The sequence below is a fragment of the Kineosporiaceae bacterium genome (genome assembly GCA_016713225.1).
In the GTDB taxonomy this organism is placed as follows: Bacteria; Actinomycetota; Actinomycetes; order Actinomycetales; family Kineosporiaceae; genus JADJPO01.
Genome location: JADJPO010000004.1, coordinates 1 through 16,906 on the forward strand (window position 1 = coordinate 1; position 16,906 = coordinate 16,906).

Annotated in this window: 13 protein-coding genes, 1 tRNA gene and 4 pseudogenes; 3 read left to right on the forward strand and 15 right to left on the reverse strand. The window is 68.5% G+C overall.

Annotation, left to right across the window (positions count from 1 at the left end; all coding sequences use genetic code 11):
* Nucleotides 1-418: 418 nt before the first annotated feature.
* Together IPK24_16615 and IPK24_16620 are read left to right on the forward strand one after the other, a co-directional pair.
* Nucleotides 419-709, forward strand: a pseudogene (locus IPK24_16615) (N-6 DNA methylase).
* 787 nt (nucleotides 710-1,496) lie between these two features.
* Nucleotides 1,497-4,815 (forward strand): annotated as a pseudogene (locus IPK24_16620) (DEAD/DEAH box helicase family protein).
* Nucleotides 4,816-5,079: 264 nt separating this feature from the next.
* On the opposite strand, the pseudogene IPK24_16625 reads toward IPK24_16620, so the two are convergent.
* The 6 genes and pseudogenes from IPK24_16625 to IPK24_16650 all read right to left on the reverse strand — a co-directional run bounded on the left by IPK24_16625 (nucleotide 5,080) and on the right by IPK24_16650 (nucleotide 8,347).
* Nucleotides 5,080-5,987, reverse strand: a pseudogene (locus tag IPK24_16625) (aldo/keto reductase).
* A 337-nt stretch (nucleotides 5,988-6,324) separates the two neighbouring features.
* Nucleotides 6,325-6,397, reverse strand: a tRNA-Ala gene (locus tag IPK24_16630).
* Between the two features lie 70 nt (nucleotides 6,398-6,467).
* Nucleotides 6,468-7,157: a histidine phosphatase family protein gene (locus tag IPK24_16635; protein ID MBK8077144.1), complete on the reverse strand. Its 690-nt coding sequence runs from the start codon at nucleotides 7,155-7,157 to the stop codon at nucleotides 6,468-6,470.
* The gene (gene rsfS, locus IPK24_16640) at nucleotides 7,154-7,531 is read right to left on the reverse strand and encodes a ribosome silencing factor (protein MBK8077145.1); all 378 of its coding nucleotides are present in this window, start codon (nucleotides 7,529-7,531) and stop codon (nucleotides 7,154-7,156) included. The genes IPK24_16635 and rsfS overlap by 4 nt, the downstream gene beginning before the upstream one ends.
* A pseudogene (locus tag IPK24_16645) lies at nucleotides 7,528-8,128 on the reverse strand (nicotinate-nucleotide adenylyltransferase). Before IPK24_16645 ends, rsfS begins: the two are co-directional and overlap by 4 nt.
* Nucleotides 8,129-8,158: 30 nt before the next feature.
* The gene (locus IPK24_16650) at nucleotides 8,159-8,347 is read right to left on the reverse strand and encodes a hypothetical protein (protein ID MBK8077146.1); all 189 of its coding nucleotides are present in this window, start codon (nucleotides 8,345-8,347) and stop codon (nucleotides 8,159-8,161) included.
* Nucleotides 8,348-8,483: 136 nt separating this feature from the next.
* Here IPK24_16650 and IPK24_16655 point away from each other — a divergent pair, with 136 nt between their 5' ends.
* Nucleotides 8,484-9,482 (forward strand): glycosyltransferase family 2 protein, encoded by a 999-nt coding sequence (locus IPK24_16655; protein ID MBK8077147.1) that lies wholly within the window; start codon nucleotides 8,484-8,486, stop codon nucleotides 9,480-9,482.
* A 373-nt stretch (nucleotides 9,483-9,855) separates the two neighbouring features.
* Here the strand turns inward: IPK24_16655 and IPK24_16660 are convergent, their stop codons facing one another.
* The 9 genes from IPK24_16660 to rplU all read right to left on the reverse strand — a co-directional run bounded on the left by IPK24_16660 (nucleotide 9,856) and on the right by rplU (nucleotide 16,832).
* Complete coding sequence (locus tag IPK24_16660) at nucleotides 9,856-10,449, reverse strand: nucleotidyl transferase AbiEii/AbiGii toxin family protein (protein ID MBK8077148.1); 594 nt, start codon at nucleotides 10,447-10,449, stop codon at nucleotides 9,856-9,858.
* A complete protein-coding gene (locus IPK24_16665) occupies nucleotides 10,446-10,640 on the reverse strand; it encodes a hypothetical protein (GenBank protein MBK8077149.1) in 195 nt (64 codons plus the stop codon). The genes IPK24_16660 and IPK24_16665 overlap by 4 nt, the downstream gene beginning before the upstream one ends.
* Before the next feature lie 190 nt (nucleotides 10,641-10,830).
* Nucleotides 10,831-11,532, reverse strand: coding sequence for a class I SAM-dependent methyltransferase (locus IPK24_16670; protein MBK8077150.1), 702 nt, complete (start codon nucleotides 11,530-11,532; stop codon nucleotides 10,831-10,833).
* Nucleotides 11,533-11,560: 28 nt separating this feature from the next.
* A complete protein-coding gene (locus tag IPK24_16675; protein ID MBK8077151.1) occupies nucleotides 11,561-12,859 on the reverse strand; it encodes a glutamate-5-semialdehyde dehydrogenase in 1,299 nt (432 codons plus the stop codon).
* A gap of 76 nt (nucleotides 12,860-12,935) precedes the next feature.
* Entirely contained in the window at nucleotides 12,936-13,394 is a 459-nt protein-coding gene (locus IPK24_16680) for a hypothetical protein (GenBank protein MBK8077152.1), read from the reverse strand.
* A 32-nt stretch (nucleotides 13,395-13,426) separates the two neighbouring features.
* Entirely contained in the window at nucleotides 13,427-14,563 is a 1,137-nt protein-coding gene (locus IPK24_16685) for a glutamate 5-kinase (protein MBK8077153.1), read from the reverse strand.
* Nucleotides 14,560-16,113, reverse strand: a complete 1,554-nt coding sequence (obgE, locus tag IPK24_16690) for a GTPase ObgE (GenBank protein MBK8077154.1) — start codon at nucleotides 16,111-16,113, stop codon at nucleotides 14,560-14,562. The genes IPK24_16685 and obgE overlap by 4 nt, the downstream gene beginning before the upstream one ends.
* A gap of 90 nt (nucleotides 16,114-16,203) precedes the next feature.
* Nucleotides 16,204-16,458 (reverse strand): 50S ribosomal protein L27, encoded by a 255-nt coding sequence (gene rpmA, locus IPK24_16695; protein MBK8077155.1) that lies wholly within the window; start codon nucleotides 16,456-16,458, stop codon nucleotides 16,204-16,206.
* Between the two features lie 23 nt (nucleotides 16,459-16,481).
* The gene (gene rplU / locus IPK24_16700; protein MBK8077156.1) at nucleotides 16,482-16,832 is read right to left on the reverse strand and encodes a 50S ribosomal protein L21; all 351 of its coding nucleotides are present in this window, start codon (nucleotides 16,830-16,832) and stop codon (nucleotides 16,482-16,484) included.
* Nucleotides 16,833-16,906 lie beyond the last annotated feature (74 nt).

Genomic DNA, 16,906 nt, shown 5'->3' on the forward strand with positions numbered 1-16,906 from the left:
CTGAGCACTTAGATTTCCAGCTCTGCATTCAAGTAAGTTGTCGACGAGCCGTAGTCCGTTTCGCCGAGGTCGGAATCGAGGATGGATACGATCTTATTTGAGCAGATCACGCCCTACTCTTGGTGCGACGCATGGACGTGCTCCACGCCGCCGCGAAGAAGAAGCGCGCACATGACGGTGGCTCTGCTCGTGAATCTGATATTCGATACCGAGACGGATGCGATCCGCTGGTCAGGCTGAAGAACACCGCGCCAGACACATTGTTTGAACTCTTCGAGTCCAAGTTGTGCAGCAGGTCCACGAATACGACCGACCCATGGGGAGATGACCGCTTCACGATTCCTTCTCCGGGCGCTCCGAGTCGTATGATCGATCTGGTCGACAAAGGTCCCCTATGCTGGACCAGACCCAATGAAATGCCTACGAGTACTTTGATTCGAAGATCACAACGAAGAACAGCAGCAGCGGCTTCCCCACGCCGCGTCACCTCGTCGACCTCATCGTGAAGATGGTGGACCCGCCGCCCGGTGACATCGTGGCCGATCCGGCAATTGAATCAGGATGCTTCCTCGTCGCAGCCTGCACTTACCTCCGGAAACAGCACCCGGACCTGTTCATGGATGCTCTTAGTCGCGAGCCTCTTCCAGCGAACGATGTTTCTGGGATCGACAACGATCCCGCATTCGCTTACTCATGGCGGAAATCATGAGTCTCCTGCATACGCGGGACAATTAATCAAGATAGCCAGCTAGGAAGAACTCCCTTGGCGCCATACCCGGCGAGTTGGGAAATTCACTTGGTGTTTACCAACCCGTCGTTCAGCGAATCGATCGAGCCTTCTCGCTGGACGCGAATCTCTACCGCGACGTGAAGTCCGCTATCAAGGCTGCGCTCTTCATTGGGCGCGTGCTCACTCTTCTCAGACCTGGCGATCGAGCGGCCGTCATCGTTCCCGGGGGAGTTCTGTTCCGGGAACAGGAGGGCACAAATCGCTTTACGCAAGACTACTCGTAGATGATCACAGACTGGATGCAGTAGTCAGGATACCTCCGCTTCCCACGAACCATTCTCGCGACGGCCGGCCATTCTCTGTTGCACAAAGACGGGCCCCGAGCAGGACACGACGATAGTGTGGTCTACGACGTTCGCGCCGATGGTCGATCCCTCGACAAGAAGCGCCCCAGGAGTTGCTGAGAACGATTGCCCGACGCGCTCGCCCGTTAGCGATCACTGGAAACCGCGAGTCTGGAACTCGCGTTGAGCGGATCGAGCAGGCTTCTTCGCCCCGCGACGGGAGGTCACATCAAACGACTTCTTGCTCACCCTCAGCCAGTACGAACAGCCGACACGCAGAAGACCGTACGGTCTCCTGCACCGAGATCATTACATCCGCGCTCTCAACTCAGAGAGATCGAAGGGCGTTGGCCGCAATCGAGGAGTAGCTCAGCCGACTCATCGCCATATGTTGCCGACGTTGGATTGACAGGATAGATAGGATGACCAACTTCACCTTCGTCCAGCAGACGCTGCCGTCGATTCACCAGGACTGCGTCCGGGCTGGGTCGCATCTCGCCTCTGACCCGCGATCCGCGTGCTTCTACGCCAGGCGCGTGGTCGAACAGGTGGTCGGCTACCTGTACGACGTCCTGTCGCTGCGGGCGCCGTATCGCGACGACCTGGCGGCGAAGATCAGCGATGCCGCGTTCAAAGCCACAGTGCCGCAGGGCATCACGCAGAAGCTGACCGCCATCCGGCGCATGGCGAACACCGCCGTCCATGAGAACCGCACCATCCGGCCCGATGTCTCGCTCGCCGTGCTGCGCGAGTTGTTCCACGTCGTGGTGTGGGTGTCCTACCACCACTCCCCCAACCCTGGCGTGGTCCCGCTGCAGGCGCAGTTCGACCCGAAGCTCGCCGCTACGGCGGCGCCGCTGTCGCGTGAGGACGTCGTCCGGTTCGCAGCGAGGTTCAAGGCCCAGGACGAGCCTCACGCGACCGCACTGGCGGAGAAGGACGACCGGCTCGCCGCCCACGAGGCGGAGATCGCCCAGTTGAGGGCGCAGATCGCCGCTGCCCAGGCACTCGTCGCACCGGACGACCGTGACTACGACGAGGCGCAGGCGCGAGACCTGTTCATCGATGTACTGCTGCACGAGGCCGGCTGGCCGCTCGATCACGAACGTGACCGCGGTGAAGTCACCGGCATGCCGAACGCCGAGGGCAAGGGCTTCGTCGACTACGTCCTGTGGGGCGCCGATGGGTTGCCGCTGGCCGTGGTCGAGGCCAAGCGCACCTCGAAGTCGCCCGAGGTGGGCCAACAGCAGGCCAAGCTCTACGCCGACTGCCTGCAGGCTCAGTTCGGCCGCCGGCCCGTGATCTTCTACACCAACGGGTACGAACACCGGATCTGGGACGACGCCGGTGGCTACCCACCGCGTGAAGTGCAGGGCTTCTCCACGCGCGCTGAGCTGGAGCTGCTGATCCAGCGCCGAGAGACTCGGCTGCCATTGTCGGCTGCGGCCGTCAACACCGACATCGCCGGGCGTCCGTATCAGGTACGGGCGATCAAGGCGATCGGCGACGCCTTCGACCGCAAGCAGCGCGATGCCCTGCTGGTGATGGCCACCGGCTCGGGCAAGACCCGCACCGTCATCGCGCTGGTCGACCTTCTGCAGAAGGCCAACTGGGTCCAACGCGTGCTGTTCCTCGCCGACCGCACCGCTCTGGTGAAGCAGGCCACCAACGCGTTCACGGCGCACCTGCCCGGCTCCACCACGGTCAACCTGGTGACCGAGAAGAAGGTCACCGACGGACGCGTCTACGTCTCGACGTACCCGACGATGATGAACCTCATCAACGAGATGGACCACGGCACCAGGCGCTTCGGGCCGGGCTACCTCGACCTGATCGTGATCGACGAGGCCCACCGCTCGGTGTATGCGAAGTACGGGGCGGTCTTCGACTACTTCGACGCGATGCTCGTCGGCCTGACCGCCACCCCGAAGGACGAGGTCGACCACAACACCTACCGGCTGTTCCACCTCGAGGACGGCGTACCCACTGACGCCTACAGCCTCGACGAGGCGGTCGAGGACGGCTATCTGGTGCCGCCAAGGGCATCAGCGTCGGCACCCAGTTCTTGCGGTCGGGCATCAAGTACGACGACCTCACCGAGGAAGAGAAGGACCAGTGGGACGTCCTCGACTGGGGTGAGGATGGTCCGCCGGCCGAGGTCGGCGCCGAAGAGATCAACCGGTTCCTGTTCAACGAGGACACCGTTGACAAGGTCCTCGAAACCCTCATGACCCAGGGCTACACGGTCGCCGGCGGCGACCGGATCGGCAAGACCATCATCTTCGCCAAGAGCCAGAAGCACGCCGAGTTCATCGAGAAGCGCTTCAACGTCGCCTTCCCCGAACTCGCTGGTCACTTCGCCCGGGTCATCACCCACGGCACGCCGTACGCCCAGACGCTGATCGACGACTTCTCGGTCAAGGACAAGGCCCCGCATATCGCCATCAGCGTCGACATGCTCGACACCGGCATCGACGTACCCGAAGTCGTAAACCTTGTCTTCTTCAAGATGGTCCACAGCAAGTCGAAGTTCTGGCAGATGATCGGACGCGGGACGCGCCTGTGCCCGGACCTCTACGGTCCGGGCAGGGACAAGGAGGACTTCCTCGTCTTCGACTTCTGCGGCAACCTCGACTTCTTCAGCCAGAACCTCCCCGGCTCCGAGGGCCAGATCCAGAAGTCGCTTTCCCAACGTCTCTTCGAGGCACGACTCGCGCTCGTCACCGCTCTCGGTGACGCCGAACCAGACCTACGAACCTCCACCACGGCGATCCTGCACGAGATTGTTGCGGGGATGAACCTCGACAACTTCGTCGTCCGCAAGCAGCGCCGCGTCGTCGAGAAGTTCACCGACGCCGATACGTGGAGGACCCTCACGCCCGCGGACGCCCATGGCGCCCTGGCCCTGGCCGGCCTGCCCTCGTCGGTCCCGCGACGACGACGTGGCTGCCAAGCAATTCGACTTCATGGTGCTACGCCGCCAACTCGCTCAGCTCGACGGGGATGTGGGCCTCGCCGAGCTGGCTCCGCGAGACGATCCAGACCATCGCCTCCGCACTCCTGGGGAAGACGTCGATCCCGTCCGTCGCCCAGCAGGCTGTCCTCTTGGAGGCGGTGGCGGGGGACGAGTGGTGGATCGACGTGACCCTGCCGATGCTCGAACTCGCTCGTCTGCGCATCCGCAGCCTCGTCCGGTTCATCGAGAGGACTGCCCGCAACCCCGTCTACAGCGACTTCGAAGACACCCTCAGCGAGGGTGTCGAGGTGGTTCTGCCCGGTGTGACGCCCGGGACCAACTTCGAGCGCTTCCGATCGAAAGCCGAGGCCTACCTCAAGGAACATCTCGACAAGCTGGCTCTCGAACGCCTGCGCCGCAACAGGCAACTGACCCCAGAGGACCTCACCGAGCTCGAGCAGATGCTCATCGCCTCCGGCGGCCAGCAGGTCGACATCGCCTGGGCCACCGCGCACACCGGCGGACTCGGCCTTTTCGTGCGCGGCCTGGTCGGCCTCGACCGCTCCGCAGCCACCGAGGCCTTCGAGCACTACCTCGACAACACCCAGTTCTCGGTCGAGCAGGTCCGCTTCGTCAATCTGATCGTCGACGAGCTCACCAGGAACGGCGTCATGGAGCCACAGCGCCTCTTCGAGTCCCCCTACACCGACCACGCCCCAACCGGCCCCGACTACTTCTTCCGCGATGCGGACGTCGAGGTCATCGTCGACACGCTCCGGCACATCAGGAGACCGCCGTGCCCGAGGAGGTCGCGTGACAGCAAGCCGTGCTTGCCGTGTCCCCGCCCTCCGCTCCTCCTCGACCCACTGAGCTTGATCGAGGACATGACACGGGCCTCCGACCAAGATCGTTTCGGACGCCCGTGGACACCTGGTCTCCGTCCCATCGACCGCTCGGAACTCGACATGGGACGACACCCGGCTGAACCCTCGGCCGTCACGCCGAGGGGTGCCGGCCTGGCGTCGTGGGCACCCGTGCCGAACGGAGGCTCACCACCAGAAGTTGTCCTGCGCGGCATATGGCCGCTCGAGGTCTGCGATCTCCTCCGCGCTGAGCCGTAGGTCGAGCGCTGCCACGGCGTCCTGCAGGTGATGGGGCTTGGTGGCGCCCACGATCGGGCAGGCGACGACCGGCTTGGACAGCACCCAGGCCAGAGCGACGTGCGCCATCGGCACACCGCGGGCAGTTGCAATCTGTTCGACGCCGTCCACCACGGGCTTGTCGACGTCCCGGTCGAACGCCTTGGCCACGGTGTCCGTGGAGGACCGGGCGGTCTGCTCGCCCCACGGGCGCGCGGCGCGGCCCTTGGCGAGCGGAGAGTAGGGGGTCAGTCCGACCCCCTGGTCGAGGCACATCGGGATCATGTCCCGCTCCTCCTCGCGTTTGAGGACGTTGTACTGGTCCTGCATCGCCGAGAACTGCCCACCCGTTCAGGCGGCGGCATGCTGAAGCTTGGCGAACTGCCACGCCCACATCGACGAGGCGCGCCCAGGTAGCGGACCTTGCCCGCGCGAACCAGGTCGTCCAGGGTCTGCATCGTCTCCTCGACCGGCACCTGGTCGTCGAACCTGTGCACGTAGTAGATGTCGACGTAGTCCGTACCCAACCGTCGCAGGGACGCGTCTGCCTGCTCGAGGATCGCCTTGCGGGACAGGCCACCTCCGCCCGGCCCGTCGTGCATTCGGCCGCTCACCTTGGTGGCCAGCACGATGTCCTCGCGGCGGGAGAACCGGGTGACTGCGCGGCCGACGAACTCTTCCGACGTACCTGACTGGTAGACGTTCGCGGTGTCCCAGAACGTGACGCCCAGCTCGACCGCCTGCCGAAACAGCGGCGCGGCGGCTTCCTCGTCCAGCGTCCACTGGTGCAGACCAGCGCCCGCCTGGCCGTAGCTCATGCAGCCCAGCCCGACCCGGCTGACCTGCAGACCCGAACGCCCCAGCCTCGTGTACTCCTCGACACCCTCCAACCGGACGCCGTCGGACAACCGCAGGGACGCAACTGACGGCACGCTCGGCCGGTGCCCCACCGTTGCTGGCACGCTCTGCCCACACTGTGCCCCACAGTGCCACTCAGGTTCTCCACTCGATCCGGGTGAAGGGCCTGTGACCTGCAGAAAATGCGGTGGAGCTGAGGGGGCTCCGTCGCTCCGGCTCCGCTCCTCCTCGAATCACTCCGTTCGCTAACGAGAGAAGCACCCGGACGAACATCGTGTCCGGGTGCTTCTCTCGTTGTGGAGCTGAGGGGATTCGAACCCCTGACCCCCTCCATGCCATGGAGGTGCGCTACCAACTGCGCTACAGCCCCGTGGAGCGGAGCGAGTCTATCCCGACTTCCCCTCCGGACTCCAAATCGATACTCGCCCGGTCAGGCCCGGTCAGGACGCCGGCGCGTCCGGCGCGCTCAGGTTGAACCGCTCCAGCACCCAGCCGCTGCGCCGCACCCCCAGCTCGGCCCAATGGGCATTCCCGAAGCCGTCGAACGTCCGGTAGAGCGCCAGGTCGCGCGCGACCTCCTCGGCGCTGCTCCCCCGCCCGATCAGGCCCAGCAGCCGCAGCATCGCCCCACGCATCGAGGCCCCGTGCGAGACCACCACCAGCGTGCCGCCGTCCGCCTCACCGGTCATCGCCTCGGCGTGCCGACTGATACCGCCCTCGCAGCGCACCCAACACTGCCCCAGCGACTCCCCGCCGCCGATGACCAGGTCCTCCCCCGCCATCCAGCGGCCGTACTCGTCCGGGAAGCGCCGCTCGATCTCGTCACGCAACAACCCCTGCCACGCCCCGCCGTCCCGCTCGCGCAGCGCGTCGTCCAGCTCCAGGTCGACGCCGAGCGCCTTGGCCAGCGGCTCGGCCGTCTGTCGTGCCCGAGACAGGTCCGAGGAGACCACCCGGACGGCGCCGCGCGCCGCGGCGTCCGCCAACAGCTCGCCCAGGTGGGCCGCCGCGACGGCCGCCTGAGCCAGCCCCACGTCGTCCAGCTCGACGTCGAGGTGGCCCTGGAACCGGTTCTCGGCATTGGACGCCGTGCGCCCGTGCCGCAGCAAAACGAGCCGTCGAGCGCTCACTGGCTCGGGTTGCGCGGCATCACGGGCAGCTCGAGGGGCGGACAGTCACGCCACAGCCGCTCCAGCGAGTAGTACTGCCGCTCATCCGTGTGCTGCACGTGCACCACGATCTCGCCGAAGTCGAGCAGCACCCAGCGGCCCTCGCGCTCACCCTCGCGGCGCAGCGGCTTGGCCCCCAGGCCCAGCAGCCGCTCCTCCACCGCGTCGACGATCGCGCGCACCTGCCGATCGTTGGGCGCCGAGGCGAGGAGGAACACGTCGGTGATCACCAACTGCTCGCTGACGTCCAGCGCCACCACGTCGGACGCCAACTTGTCGGACGCCGCGAGCGCCGCCGCGACGGCCAGCTCCCGTGCCCGCTCCGAAGCACTCACCGAATGGACCCTTCCCCAACAGTCGACGGCGAACCAGGGGCATACAGCCCGTATTTGGCGATGTACTGAACGACACCGTCCGGCACCAGGTACCAGACCGGTTCGCCCCGCCCCACCCGATCCCGGCAGTCCGTGGACGAGATCGCCATGGCCGGCACCTCCATCAGCGAGACCCGGTCGGCGGGCAGCCCGGCATCGTTCAGCACGTGCCCCGGCCGGGTCACCCCGACGAAATGGGCCAGCTCGAACAGCTCGTCGCTGTCCTTCCACGACAGGATCTGCGCCAGCGCATCGGCACCGGTCATGAAGAACAGGTCCGCCCCGGCCGCGCTGCTTCTGCAGGTCACGCAGGGTGTCGATGGTGTAGGTCGGACCGGGTCGGTCGATGTCGACCCGACTCACGGTGAACCGCGGGTTGGACGCCGTGGCGACCACGGTCATCAGGTAGCGATGCTCTGCCGGGCTGACCTCGCGGTCAGCCTTCTGCCACGGCTGGCCCGTGGGCACGAACACGACCTCGTCGAGGTCGAACTCCGCGGCCACCTCGCTCGCGGCGACCAGGTGGCCGTGGTGGATCGGGTCGAACGTGCCACCCATCACCCCGAGCCGGGTGGGCTTGACCACTGGTTAGTGGCTACCCGTCCCCTGCGCGCCGGTCGAACCGTGAGCGACGAACGCCGCCGGGTCGTGGCGGTGGGCCACCGAGCGGAACGCCAAGGTGACCGCGAGCAACAGGGCGAACACAGCCAACGCGAGCAGGCCGAACCACATCGCGTCCATCGGCAGTTCGTTGACGACCTCTTCGGCCAACTTCATGGCGCCTCGATCCCTTCTCGAACCGTTTCCCGCGCGGGCTAGGCTTCCGGCAGGGGCAGCGCACAGTCTGTCATGTCGGGGCGGTCGCGTGCGATGCACCCGGCCGTGACGCGAACGAGGGAAGGACCACACCACGATGGACGACGCCGGGCATCCTGCGGCCCGGCCGGTGCGCGAACCGGTCGAGCTGAGCGTCGTCGTCCCGATGTACGACGAAGAGGACGTCCTGCCCCTCTTCGCAGCCCGGTTGCGCCCCGTGCTCGACGGCATGGTGAGCGACGGCCTGCTCACCGACTACGAGGTGCTCGCCGTGGACGACGGCAGCCACGACGCCACCCCGATCCTGCTGGTCAAGGAACGGCGCAACTGGCCGCAGCTGCGCGTCGTCCGGCTGCGGGCCAACGCCGGCCACCAGGCCGCGCTGTCGGCAGGTCTGGTGCGCTGCCGCGGCGAGTGGGTGGCCTCACTCGACGCCGACCTGCAGGACCCGCCCGAGGTGCTGCGCGACATGCTCGTGCGCGCCACGACGGACGGCGTGGACGTGGTCTACGGCGTCCGCACCGACCGCAGCACCGACTCGGTGTTCAAACGCCGGACGGCGCGCGCCTACTACCGCCTGATGCGCGCCACCGTGGGCAACCACGTCTCGGCGGACGCCGGCGACTTCCGCCTGATGAGCCGGGCCACGGTGGAGGCCGTCAACAGCCTGCCCGAACACAACCGGGTGCTGCGGCTGGTGATCCCGGCGCTGGGATTCCCCTCGGCCGAGGTCGGCTACCGCCGCGAGGCGCGGGCCGCGGGCGCCACCCACTACCCGATCTCGCGCATGATCCGGCTGACCGTCGACAGCCTGACCGGCTTCTCGATCGCCCCGCTGCGGGTGGCCACCTGGGCGGGCCTGGGCGGGGCCGTCCTGACCGCGCTGTTGTTCGGCTACGCGCTGCTGGCCTACCTGAGCGGCCGGGTCGTGCCCGGCTGGACCTCGACCTTCGTCGCCGTGGCCGGGGTGGGCGCCGTCCAGTTGCTGTGTGTCGGCATCCTCGGCGAGTACGTCGGCCGCCTCTACACCCAGATGCAGGGGCGTCCCTCGTACTTCATCGCCCACGACTCCCTGGACGACGACCTCGGCGAGTGATCACCACCAGCCCTCAACCATGATCACCGTCTTGAATCCAGTTTCGCGACAAAACACCGCATTCTGTATCCCAAACGGTGATCATGGGCCGTGGGTGGGACGGGGACGCTATTGCCTGCTGCCGCGGCGGGACCTGACGACGGTCACGATCAACCAGGCCATCGCGACGACGGCCATCGACAACCAGGCCGTGCCAGCGTCCACGAGCGGGTGCCCCACTGCGGCAGACATGGCCAGTGTCCCGAGAACAATGGCCATCACGGCGTGGACGATTCGTTGATTTCGCCTCGCCATCCCCGCCTCCTCGTCAGTGATCACCATTAGATCGCAGTTTCCACCGCTTCAGCCGGAGCAAACTGCGATCTAACGGTGATCAATAGGCGCCGTGCTCGCGTAGATCACGCAGAGCCGCACCCAGGTCACGCTCGCGGTGGAACCCTCGGGCTGTCACCAGGGCAGCGGCCGACGTCGCCACCATCCAATCGCCCTCGGTCGCCTCCTCGGCCAACGCGCGGAGGTCGTCGGCATCCATGGGCCGCTGGCGGTCATCGCGGGCAAGCAACTTCATGACGATCAGATGGCCGATCGACGCCACGGGCAGCGTCAGGCCGTCGGTGATCGCGAGGTCATCCGCTGCGTGCACGATCTCGGTCTCGATTCCCGACGAGGCGAGCAAGAGATCCACCACGAGCCCACCGTCGGCCGGATGGGTCAGTCGAACCGTCGACAAGCGCCCGGTGGACTCCTGCTCGACGAACAATCCCGCCGCGTACCCACGGCGAAACAGTCCGTGGATCAGATGCTCCGCGGCGGCGTCGTCCTCGACGGCCACGGCCAGGTCTGCGTCACGCGTGAGTCGAGGTTGCGCTCGGGCCGATACCGCGAGCCCGCCAACCAGGGCGAACCGGAACCCGACTTCTCGAACAGACTCGGCAATCCGCGCCAGGGCGGCCTCGAGCGCGATCACGAAGGCATGACGCGGACGACGCCCACACCGTCACCAAGTGGGGCACCCGGACGATCAGACCACCACGCCCGCACCGCGGACTCAACAGCGGCGTCCTCGGCGTCGGGGTGCTCGCGTCGGTAGCGAGCGGCGACCATGCGTGCACCGAACTCGGCCAGCTCACAGGCGATCTCGACGCCGGACCTCGTCATCCTGGGCTCCTTGTCAGTGATCGCCATTAGATCGCAGTTTCCACCGCTTCAGCCGGAGCAAACTGCGATCTAACGGTGATCATGGGCCGGGGGTGGGTTGTGGGCCGGGGGTGGGTTGTGGGCCGGGGGTGGGTTGGAGGGCGGGGTGGCTGTGACGCCCGGGGTGGGAGACCCGGGGCGTGGGGACGCCTCAGGCGAACTTGCGCGCCCGCACCAACAACGAGACCCCGGGCAGCGAGCCCACGGGCAGGTGACGCTCGGCGGCCACCACGGCACCCAGGATGCGGTTCATCCAGGCGGGCGGGTCGTCCAGGTCCGAGCCGTTCGCGCCGCCGAAGCGCCGGCGCAACGCCACCGCCGGACGCAACAGCACCATCCAGCTGCGCACGTCCTCGAGCACGAAGCCGGCGCCGGTGAGCAGGTCGGTCAGCTCGGTGCGCTCGTAGCGCCGCACGTGCCCCACCGACTCGTCGTGCGCCGACCACAGCCGCATGTCGACCGGGACGGCGACCAGGAACGTCCCGCCCGGACGCAACGCCTCGAACACGCTCACCGCGGCGGCCTTGTCGTCGTCCAGGTGCTCGAGCACGTCGAAGGCCACCACCAGGTCGAGGCTGTTCGGCGCCAGCGGCAGCGCGGTCGCATCACCGCGCAGCACCGTGATGCCGCGCTCGGCACACACCCGCGCGCCCTCGGCGCCGTACTCCAGCGCCGCCGCCCGCCAGCCGTGCTCGAGCAGCACCCGGGTGTTGCCGCCGCCGGCCGCGCCGACGTCGAGGGCATCCCCCGGGGTCATGCCGGTCACGGCCCGGCGCAACAGTTCACGACGCTCGGCGTACCACCAGTGGCGGTCCTCCACCTCGGTCAGCAGACGGACCTCGTGCGACTCCACGCGACGCTTCTCCTCGAACGACAACTCGCTACGGGCGGGTGTGGCCATCACCGATCACGACCCACTTGGTCGAGGTCAACTCGGCCAGGCCCATCGGACCACGCGCATGCAACTTCTGGGTGGAAATGCCGATTTCGGCCCCGAGCCCGAACTCACCGCCGTCGGTGAACGCGGTCGAGGCGTTCACGGCCACCACCGCCGAGTCGACCTCGGCCACGAACCGGTCGGCCGCCCGCAGATCAGTGGTCACGATCGCCTCGGTGTGCCCGGAGGACCACTGCCGGATGTGGTCGATCGCCGCATCCAGGGACGTCACGACGCCCACGGCGAGGTCACTGTCGAGGTACTCGGTGGCCCAGTCCTCGTCGGTGGCCGGGAACAACAGTTCGGCCGGCACCCCCGCCTGACGAGCCAGGACGGCGCTGGGCTCGTCGACGTGCAACCGCACCCCGCGCTCGGCGAGGGCGGTCAGCACCTGCGGCAGGAACCAGCGCGCCACCTCGGTGTGCACCAGCAGGGTCTCGGCGGCGTTGCACACGCTGGTGCGCCGGGTCTTGGCGTTGACCGTGATCGCCAGCGCCTGGTCGAGGTCGGCCGCCGCATCGATGTAGACGTGGCAGTTGCCGGTGCCGGTCTCGATCACCGGCACGGTGGCGTTCTCGACCACCGACCGGATCAGGCCCGCCCCGCCGCGCGGCACCAGCAGATCGACCAGCCCGCGGGCCCGCATCAGGTGCGTGGCGCCGTCCCGGCCGTGGGCATCGATCGAGGCCACGGCGTCGGCGGGTAGCCCCACCGAGCTCAGGGCGTCCCGAATACGTTGCACCAGAACGGTGTTGGTCTGCAGCGCCGCCGATCCGCCGCGCAGCACGGCGGCGTTGCCGCTCTTGAGGGCCAGCACCGCGGCATCGACGGTCACGTTCGGGCGGGCCTCGTAGATCATGCCGACCACACCCATCGGCACCCGCACCTGGCGCAACTGCAGGCCGTTCGGCAGCGTCGAGCCGCGCACCAGCTCGCCCACCGGATCGGGCAGTGAGGCCACGTGCCGCACCGCAGCGGCGATCGCCGCGATCCGGGCGTCGTCCAGCCGCAGCCGGTCGAGCAGACCCTCGGCCAGGCCGTCGGCCCGACCCCGCTCGAGGTCGGCGGCGTTCGCGGCGAGGATCTCGGCCGAGCCGGCCTCGAGCGCGGTGGCGATGGCCTCCAGGGCCTCGTCCTTGCGTGCCCTCGACGCCCCGGCGAGCGCCCGGGACGCCTCGCGGGCGTGGGCGCACACGGACAGGACGGCCTCGCGGACACCGTCCGCGTGCGGGTCACGCGGCATCAGATGCGTGTCGGCCAGAGTCATGGCCACAGCCTACGGTCAGACGCGCCGAGTCGGGCTCAGCCGGCAGCCGGGCTCAGCTGTCGCCGCCCTCCAACGGGCGGATCTCCCCCAGCTCACCGACCTGCGCCCGTACCGGCTCCTGCCAGCGACGACGCGCGGTGTCCCGGTCGACCACCTCGAGACCGACCACGGTCCACGCCGGCAACTGCGCCGTCTCCTGGTGCTCGCTCCACATCCGCAACGCCTGGGCGACAGCGCCCTCGATGTCGACCGATTCGTCCCAGTAGCGCAGTTCGGCCCGGCTGCTGGCGTACGCCGCCGAGACCAGGAACGGCTGCTCCTCGCTGAGGCGCTCCAAGCCCTGCCGCACCTCGTCGGCGCTCATCCGGGTGCCGCTCACCGTGATGGTGACGAACCACAGCGCCGGCTCCTCGCGCCGGTGCGCAGCGCGTTGAGCACGTCGGGAGGTACCCAGCGGAATGCCCCGCAACGGGGTCAGGGTTGCGAGCGGCTGGTCGTCGCCGGTAGTCACGGACCCAGTCCAGCAGGTGTCATCGCCTCGCGTCACCTCTTTGGCGCAGATGTCGCCACCAGGACCAGATCGTCGCGGTGGACGACCTCACGTTCGTACCCCGAACCGAGCTCTCGCGCGAGTTCACGAGTCGAACGGCCGAGCAGCGCCGGCAACTCGACGGCGTCGAAATTGACCAGGCCGCGCGCCACGATGCGCCCCGTGGTGTCGGTCAGGTCGACCGGGTCACCGGCGGTGAAGGTGCCCTCGACCCCGGTGACCCCCGCGGGCAGCAGCGACATCCGCCGCTCGACCACCGCGGCAACGGCGCCGTCGTCCAGCACCAGGCGCCCCTCGGCCTGCGCCGCGTGGGCCAGCCACAACAACCGACTCGCCGGACGCCGCGGCGCCTGTGCCCTGAACCAGGTACCGACGTCCTCGCCCGCCAGTCCCGGCCCGGCCAGGGTCGTCGAGGTGAGCAGGGTGGGAATGCCTGCCTCGGTGGCGATCTGAGCTGCCTCGACCTTGGTCACCATGCCGCCCAGGCCGACCCCTGCCGCACCGGTCTTGCCGATGGTGAGCCCGGCCAGATCGGTCCGGCTTCGCACCAGGGGCACCCGTGAGGTGCCCTCGCGCGATGGCGGCCCGTCGTAGAGCGCGTCGACGTCCGAGAGCAGCACCAGCGCGTCCGCCTGCACCAGGTGGGCCACCAGCGCCGCGAGCCGGTCGTTGTCGCCGAACTTGATCTCGTGGGTGGCCACGGTGTCGTTCTCGTTGACCACCGGGACGACGCCCATCGCCAGCAGCTTGTCGAGCGTGCGGCGGGCGTTGGCGTAGTGGCTGCGCCGGATCACGTCGTCCGCGGTCAGCAGCACCTGCCCCGCCTGCAACCCGTGCCGGGCGAACGAATTCGCGTACGCGGCGGCCAGCAACACCTGGCCGACGCTGGCGGCGGCCTGCTGCGTGGCCAGGTCTCGCGGACGGCGCTTCAGCCCCAGCGGGGCCAGCCCGGCGGCGATGGCACCGGAGGAGACCAGCACCACCTCGGACGGCGCCTGCCGGCGGTGGGCCAGCACGCTCACCAGCGCGTCCAGCCGATCGGGGTCCAGGCCGCCCTCGCGCGTGGTCAACGAGGACGAGCCCACCTTGACCACCACCCGGTGGGCACCGGCCAGCAGACGCCGGGTCATTCCCCGGGCTCCGTGGTCCCCTCGCCGGCCGTACCGGTCTGGCCGGCCTCGGCGGGGTCGGTCCACACCCCAGCCTTGCGCTCGGCGGCCAGCTCGGCCCGGGCATCGCTCTTGGCCTCGCGCCGTGCGGCGTAGCGTTCGCGCTTCTCCTCGCGGGTGGCCCGGCTGCCGGCGCTGAGCCGCACGTCCTCGCCTCGGCGCGAGGCGATCACGCCGGAGGCCGAGATCAGGGTCGGCTCCCAGTCGAAGACCACCCCGGTGACGTCGTCGCCGACGACGACCTCGTCACCGGCCACCGCCCCGGCGTCGTAGAGCGCGTCCTCGATGCCGAGACGGGCGAGCCGGTCGGCGAGGTAGCCGACGGCCTCGTCGTTGCTGAAGTCGGTCTGGCGCACCCAGCGTTCCGGCCGGACGCCGCGCACCCGGTAGCGCACGCCGTCCGGGGTGTTCTCGGCGGCCACGGTGAAGCCGCTGTCGTCAACGGCCTTGGGCCGCAACACGATGCGGGGCGGTTCGGCCGGTGCAGAAGCCGCGCGGGCCTCGGTGACCCGGCGGGCCATCGCGAAGGACAGCTCGCGCAGCCCCTCGTGGCTGGCCGAGCTCGCCAGGTAGACCTGTTCGCCGCGGGCCACCAGGTCGGGCAGCACCAACTCGGCCAGCTCGCGGGCCTCGGGTACGTCGATCTTGTGCAGGACGACGATCCGCGGCCGCTCGGTCAACGGCACCGCGCCGGGTTCGACCGGGTAGGCGGCCAGTTCGGCCTCGATCACGTCCAGGTCGCTCAGCGGGTCGCGGCCGGGCTCGAGCGTGGCGCAGTCGAGCACGTGGACCAGAACCGAGCACCGTTCGACGTGGCGCAGGAACTCCAGCCCCAGGCCCCGGCCGGTGCTGGCGCCCTCGATCAGGCCGGGCACGTCGGCCACGGTGTAGCGGGTGCCCCCGGCATCGACCACGCCGAGGTTGGGCACCAGGGTGGTGAACGGGTAGTCGGCGATCTTGGGTCGGGCCGCGGACAGGGCCGCCACCAGCGAGGACTTGCCGGCGCTCGGGTAGCCGACCAGCGCGACGTCCGCCACGGTCTTGAGCTCGAGCACCACCTGGCCGCTCGCGCCGGGCTCGCCGAGCAGGGCGAATCCGGGTGCCTTGCGCCGGGTGGAGGCCAGCGCGGCGTTGCCCAGCCCGCCCTTGCCGCCGGCCGCGGCGACGAAGCGGGTGCCGGCGCCGAGCAGGTCGGCGATCACGGCGCCGTCCATGCTCTTGACGACGGTGCCGTCGGGCACTCGCAGCACCAGATCGTTGCCGCTGGCCCCGGCCCGGTTGCTGCCCTGCCCGGCCTTGCCGGCAGGGGCGGTGCGATGCGGCGAGTGGTGGTAGTCGAGCAGGGTGGTCACCGAGGGGTCGACGACCAGGATCACGTCGCCGCCATCACCGCCGTTGCCGCCGTCGGGGCCGCCGAGCGGCTTGAACTTCTCGCGATGGATCGAGGCGCAGCCGTTGCCGCCGTCACCGGCGGCCAGGTACAGCACCACACGGTCCACAAAGGTGGTCATCGAACTGCCTTACTCTCCACGCCACAGCCAGACATGCGTGAAGGGCCGACCGGCTGACCGGCCCGCCCTTCACGGAGTCGAGAACCGGCGTTACTCCGCCGGCACCACGTTGACGACGCGGCGTCCCCGCTTGGTGCCGAACTCCACAGCGCCGGACGCGGTCGCGAACAGCGTGTCGTCCCCACCACGGCCGACGTTCTCGCCCGGGTGGAAGTGGGTGCCGCGCTGACGCACGATGATCTCGCCGGCGCCGACGACCTGCCCGCCGAACCGCTTGACGCCCAGGCGCTGCGCGTTCGAGTCACGCCCGTTCCGCGAGGAACTGGCGCCCTTTTTGTGTGCCATGGTGTCTCAGCCCTTTTCTGACGTCAGGAGATGCCGGTGACCTTGATGCGGGTGAGCTGGGCCCGGTGGCCCTGACGCTTGCGGTACCCGGTCTTGTTCTTGAACTTCATGATGACGATCTTGGGACCCTTGGAGGCCTCGACGATCTCGGCGGTCACACTCACCTTGGCGAGCGCATCGGCGTCGCTGGTGACGGTGGACCCGTCGACGAGCAGCACGGGGGTGAGCTTCACGGTCGAGCCGGGCTCGCCGTCCAGCCGGTCGACGTTCAGCACATCGCCGACGGCAACCTTCTCCTGCCGGCCACCGGCGCGGACGATCGCGTACACCTGGTACTCACTCTCTCGCGTGGAACTCGCGTGAACTCCGGTCATACAGACGCCCCGGTCGACTCGAGCGACCAGGCCACAGCGGGCGAGAACCTCGCACACACCAACGGACAGCGTAC

Coding starts and splice junctions, on each gene's coding strand:
- IPK24_16650 (MBK8077146.1), bottom strand. CDS start 8,347: ATGAAGTTGGCCGAAGAGGTCGTCAACGAACTGCCGATGGACGCGATG.
- IPK24_16655 (MBK8077147.1), top strand. CDS start 8,484: ATGGACGACGCCGGGCATCCTGCGGCCCGGCCGGTGCGCGAACCGGTC.
- IPK24_16665 (MBK8077149.1), bottom strand. CDS start 10,640: ATGACGAGGTCCGGCGTCGAGATCGCCTGTGAGCTGGCCGAGTTCGGT.
- IPK24_16675 (MBK8077151.1), bottom strand. CDS start 12,859: ATGCCGCGTGACCCGCACGCGGACGGTGTCCGCGAGGCCGTCCTGTCC.
- IPK24_16685 (MBK8077153.1), bottom strand. CDS start 14,563: ATGACCCGGCGTCTGCTGGCCGGTGCCCACCGGGTGGTGGTCAAGGTG.
- obgE (MBK8077154.1), bottom strand. CDS start 16,113: ATGACCACCTTTGTGGACCGTGTGGTGCTGTACCTGGCCGCCGGTGAC.
- rpmA (MBK8077155.1), bottom strand. CDS start 16,458: ATGGCACACAAAAAGGGCGCCAGTTCCTCGCGGAACGGGCGTGACTCG.
- rplU (MBK8077156.1), bottom strand. CDS start 16,832: ATGACCGGAGTTCACGCGAGTTCCACGCGAGAGAGTGAGTACCAGGTG.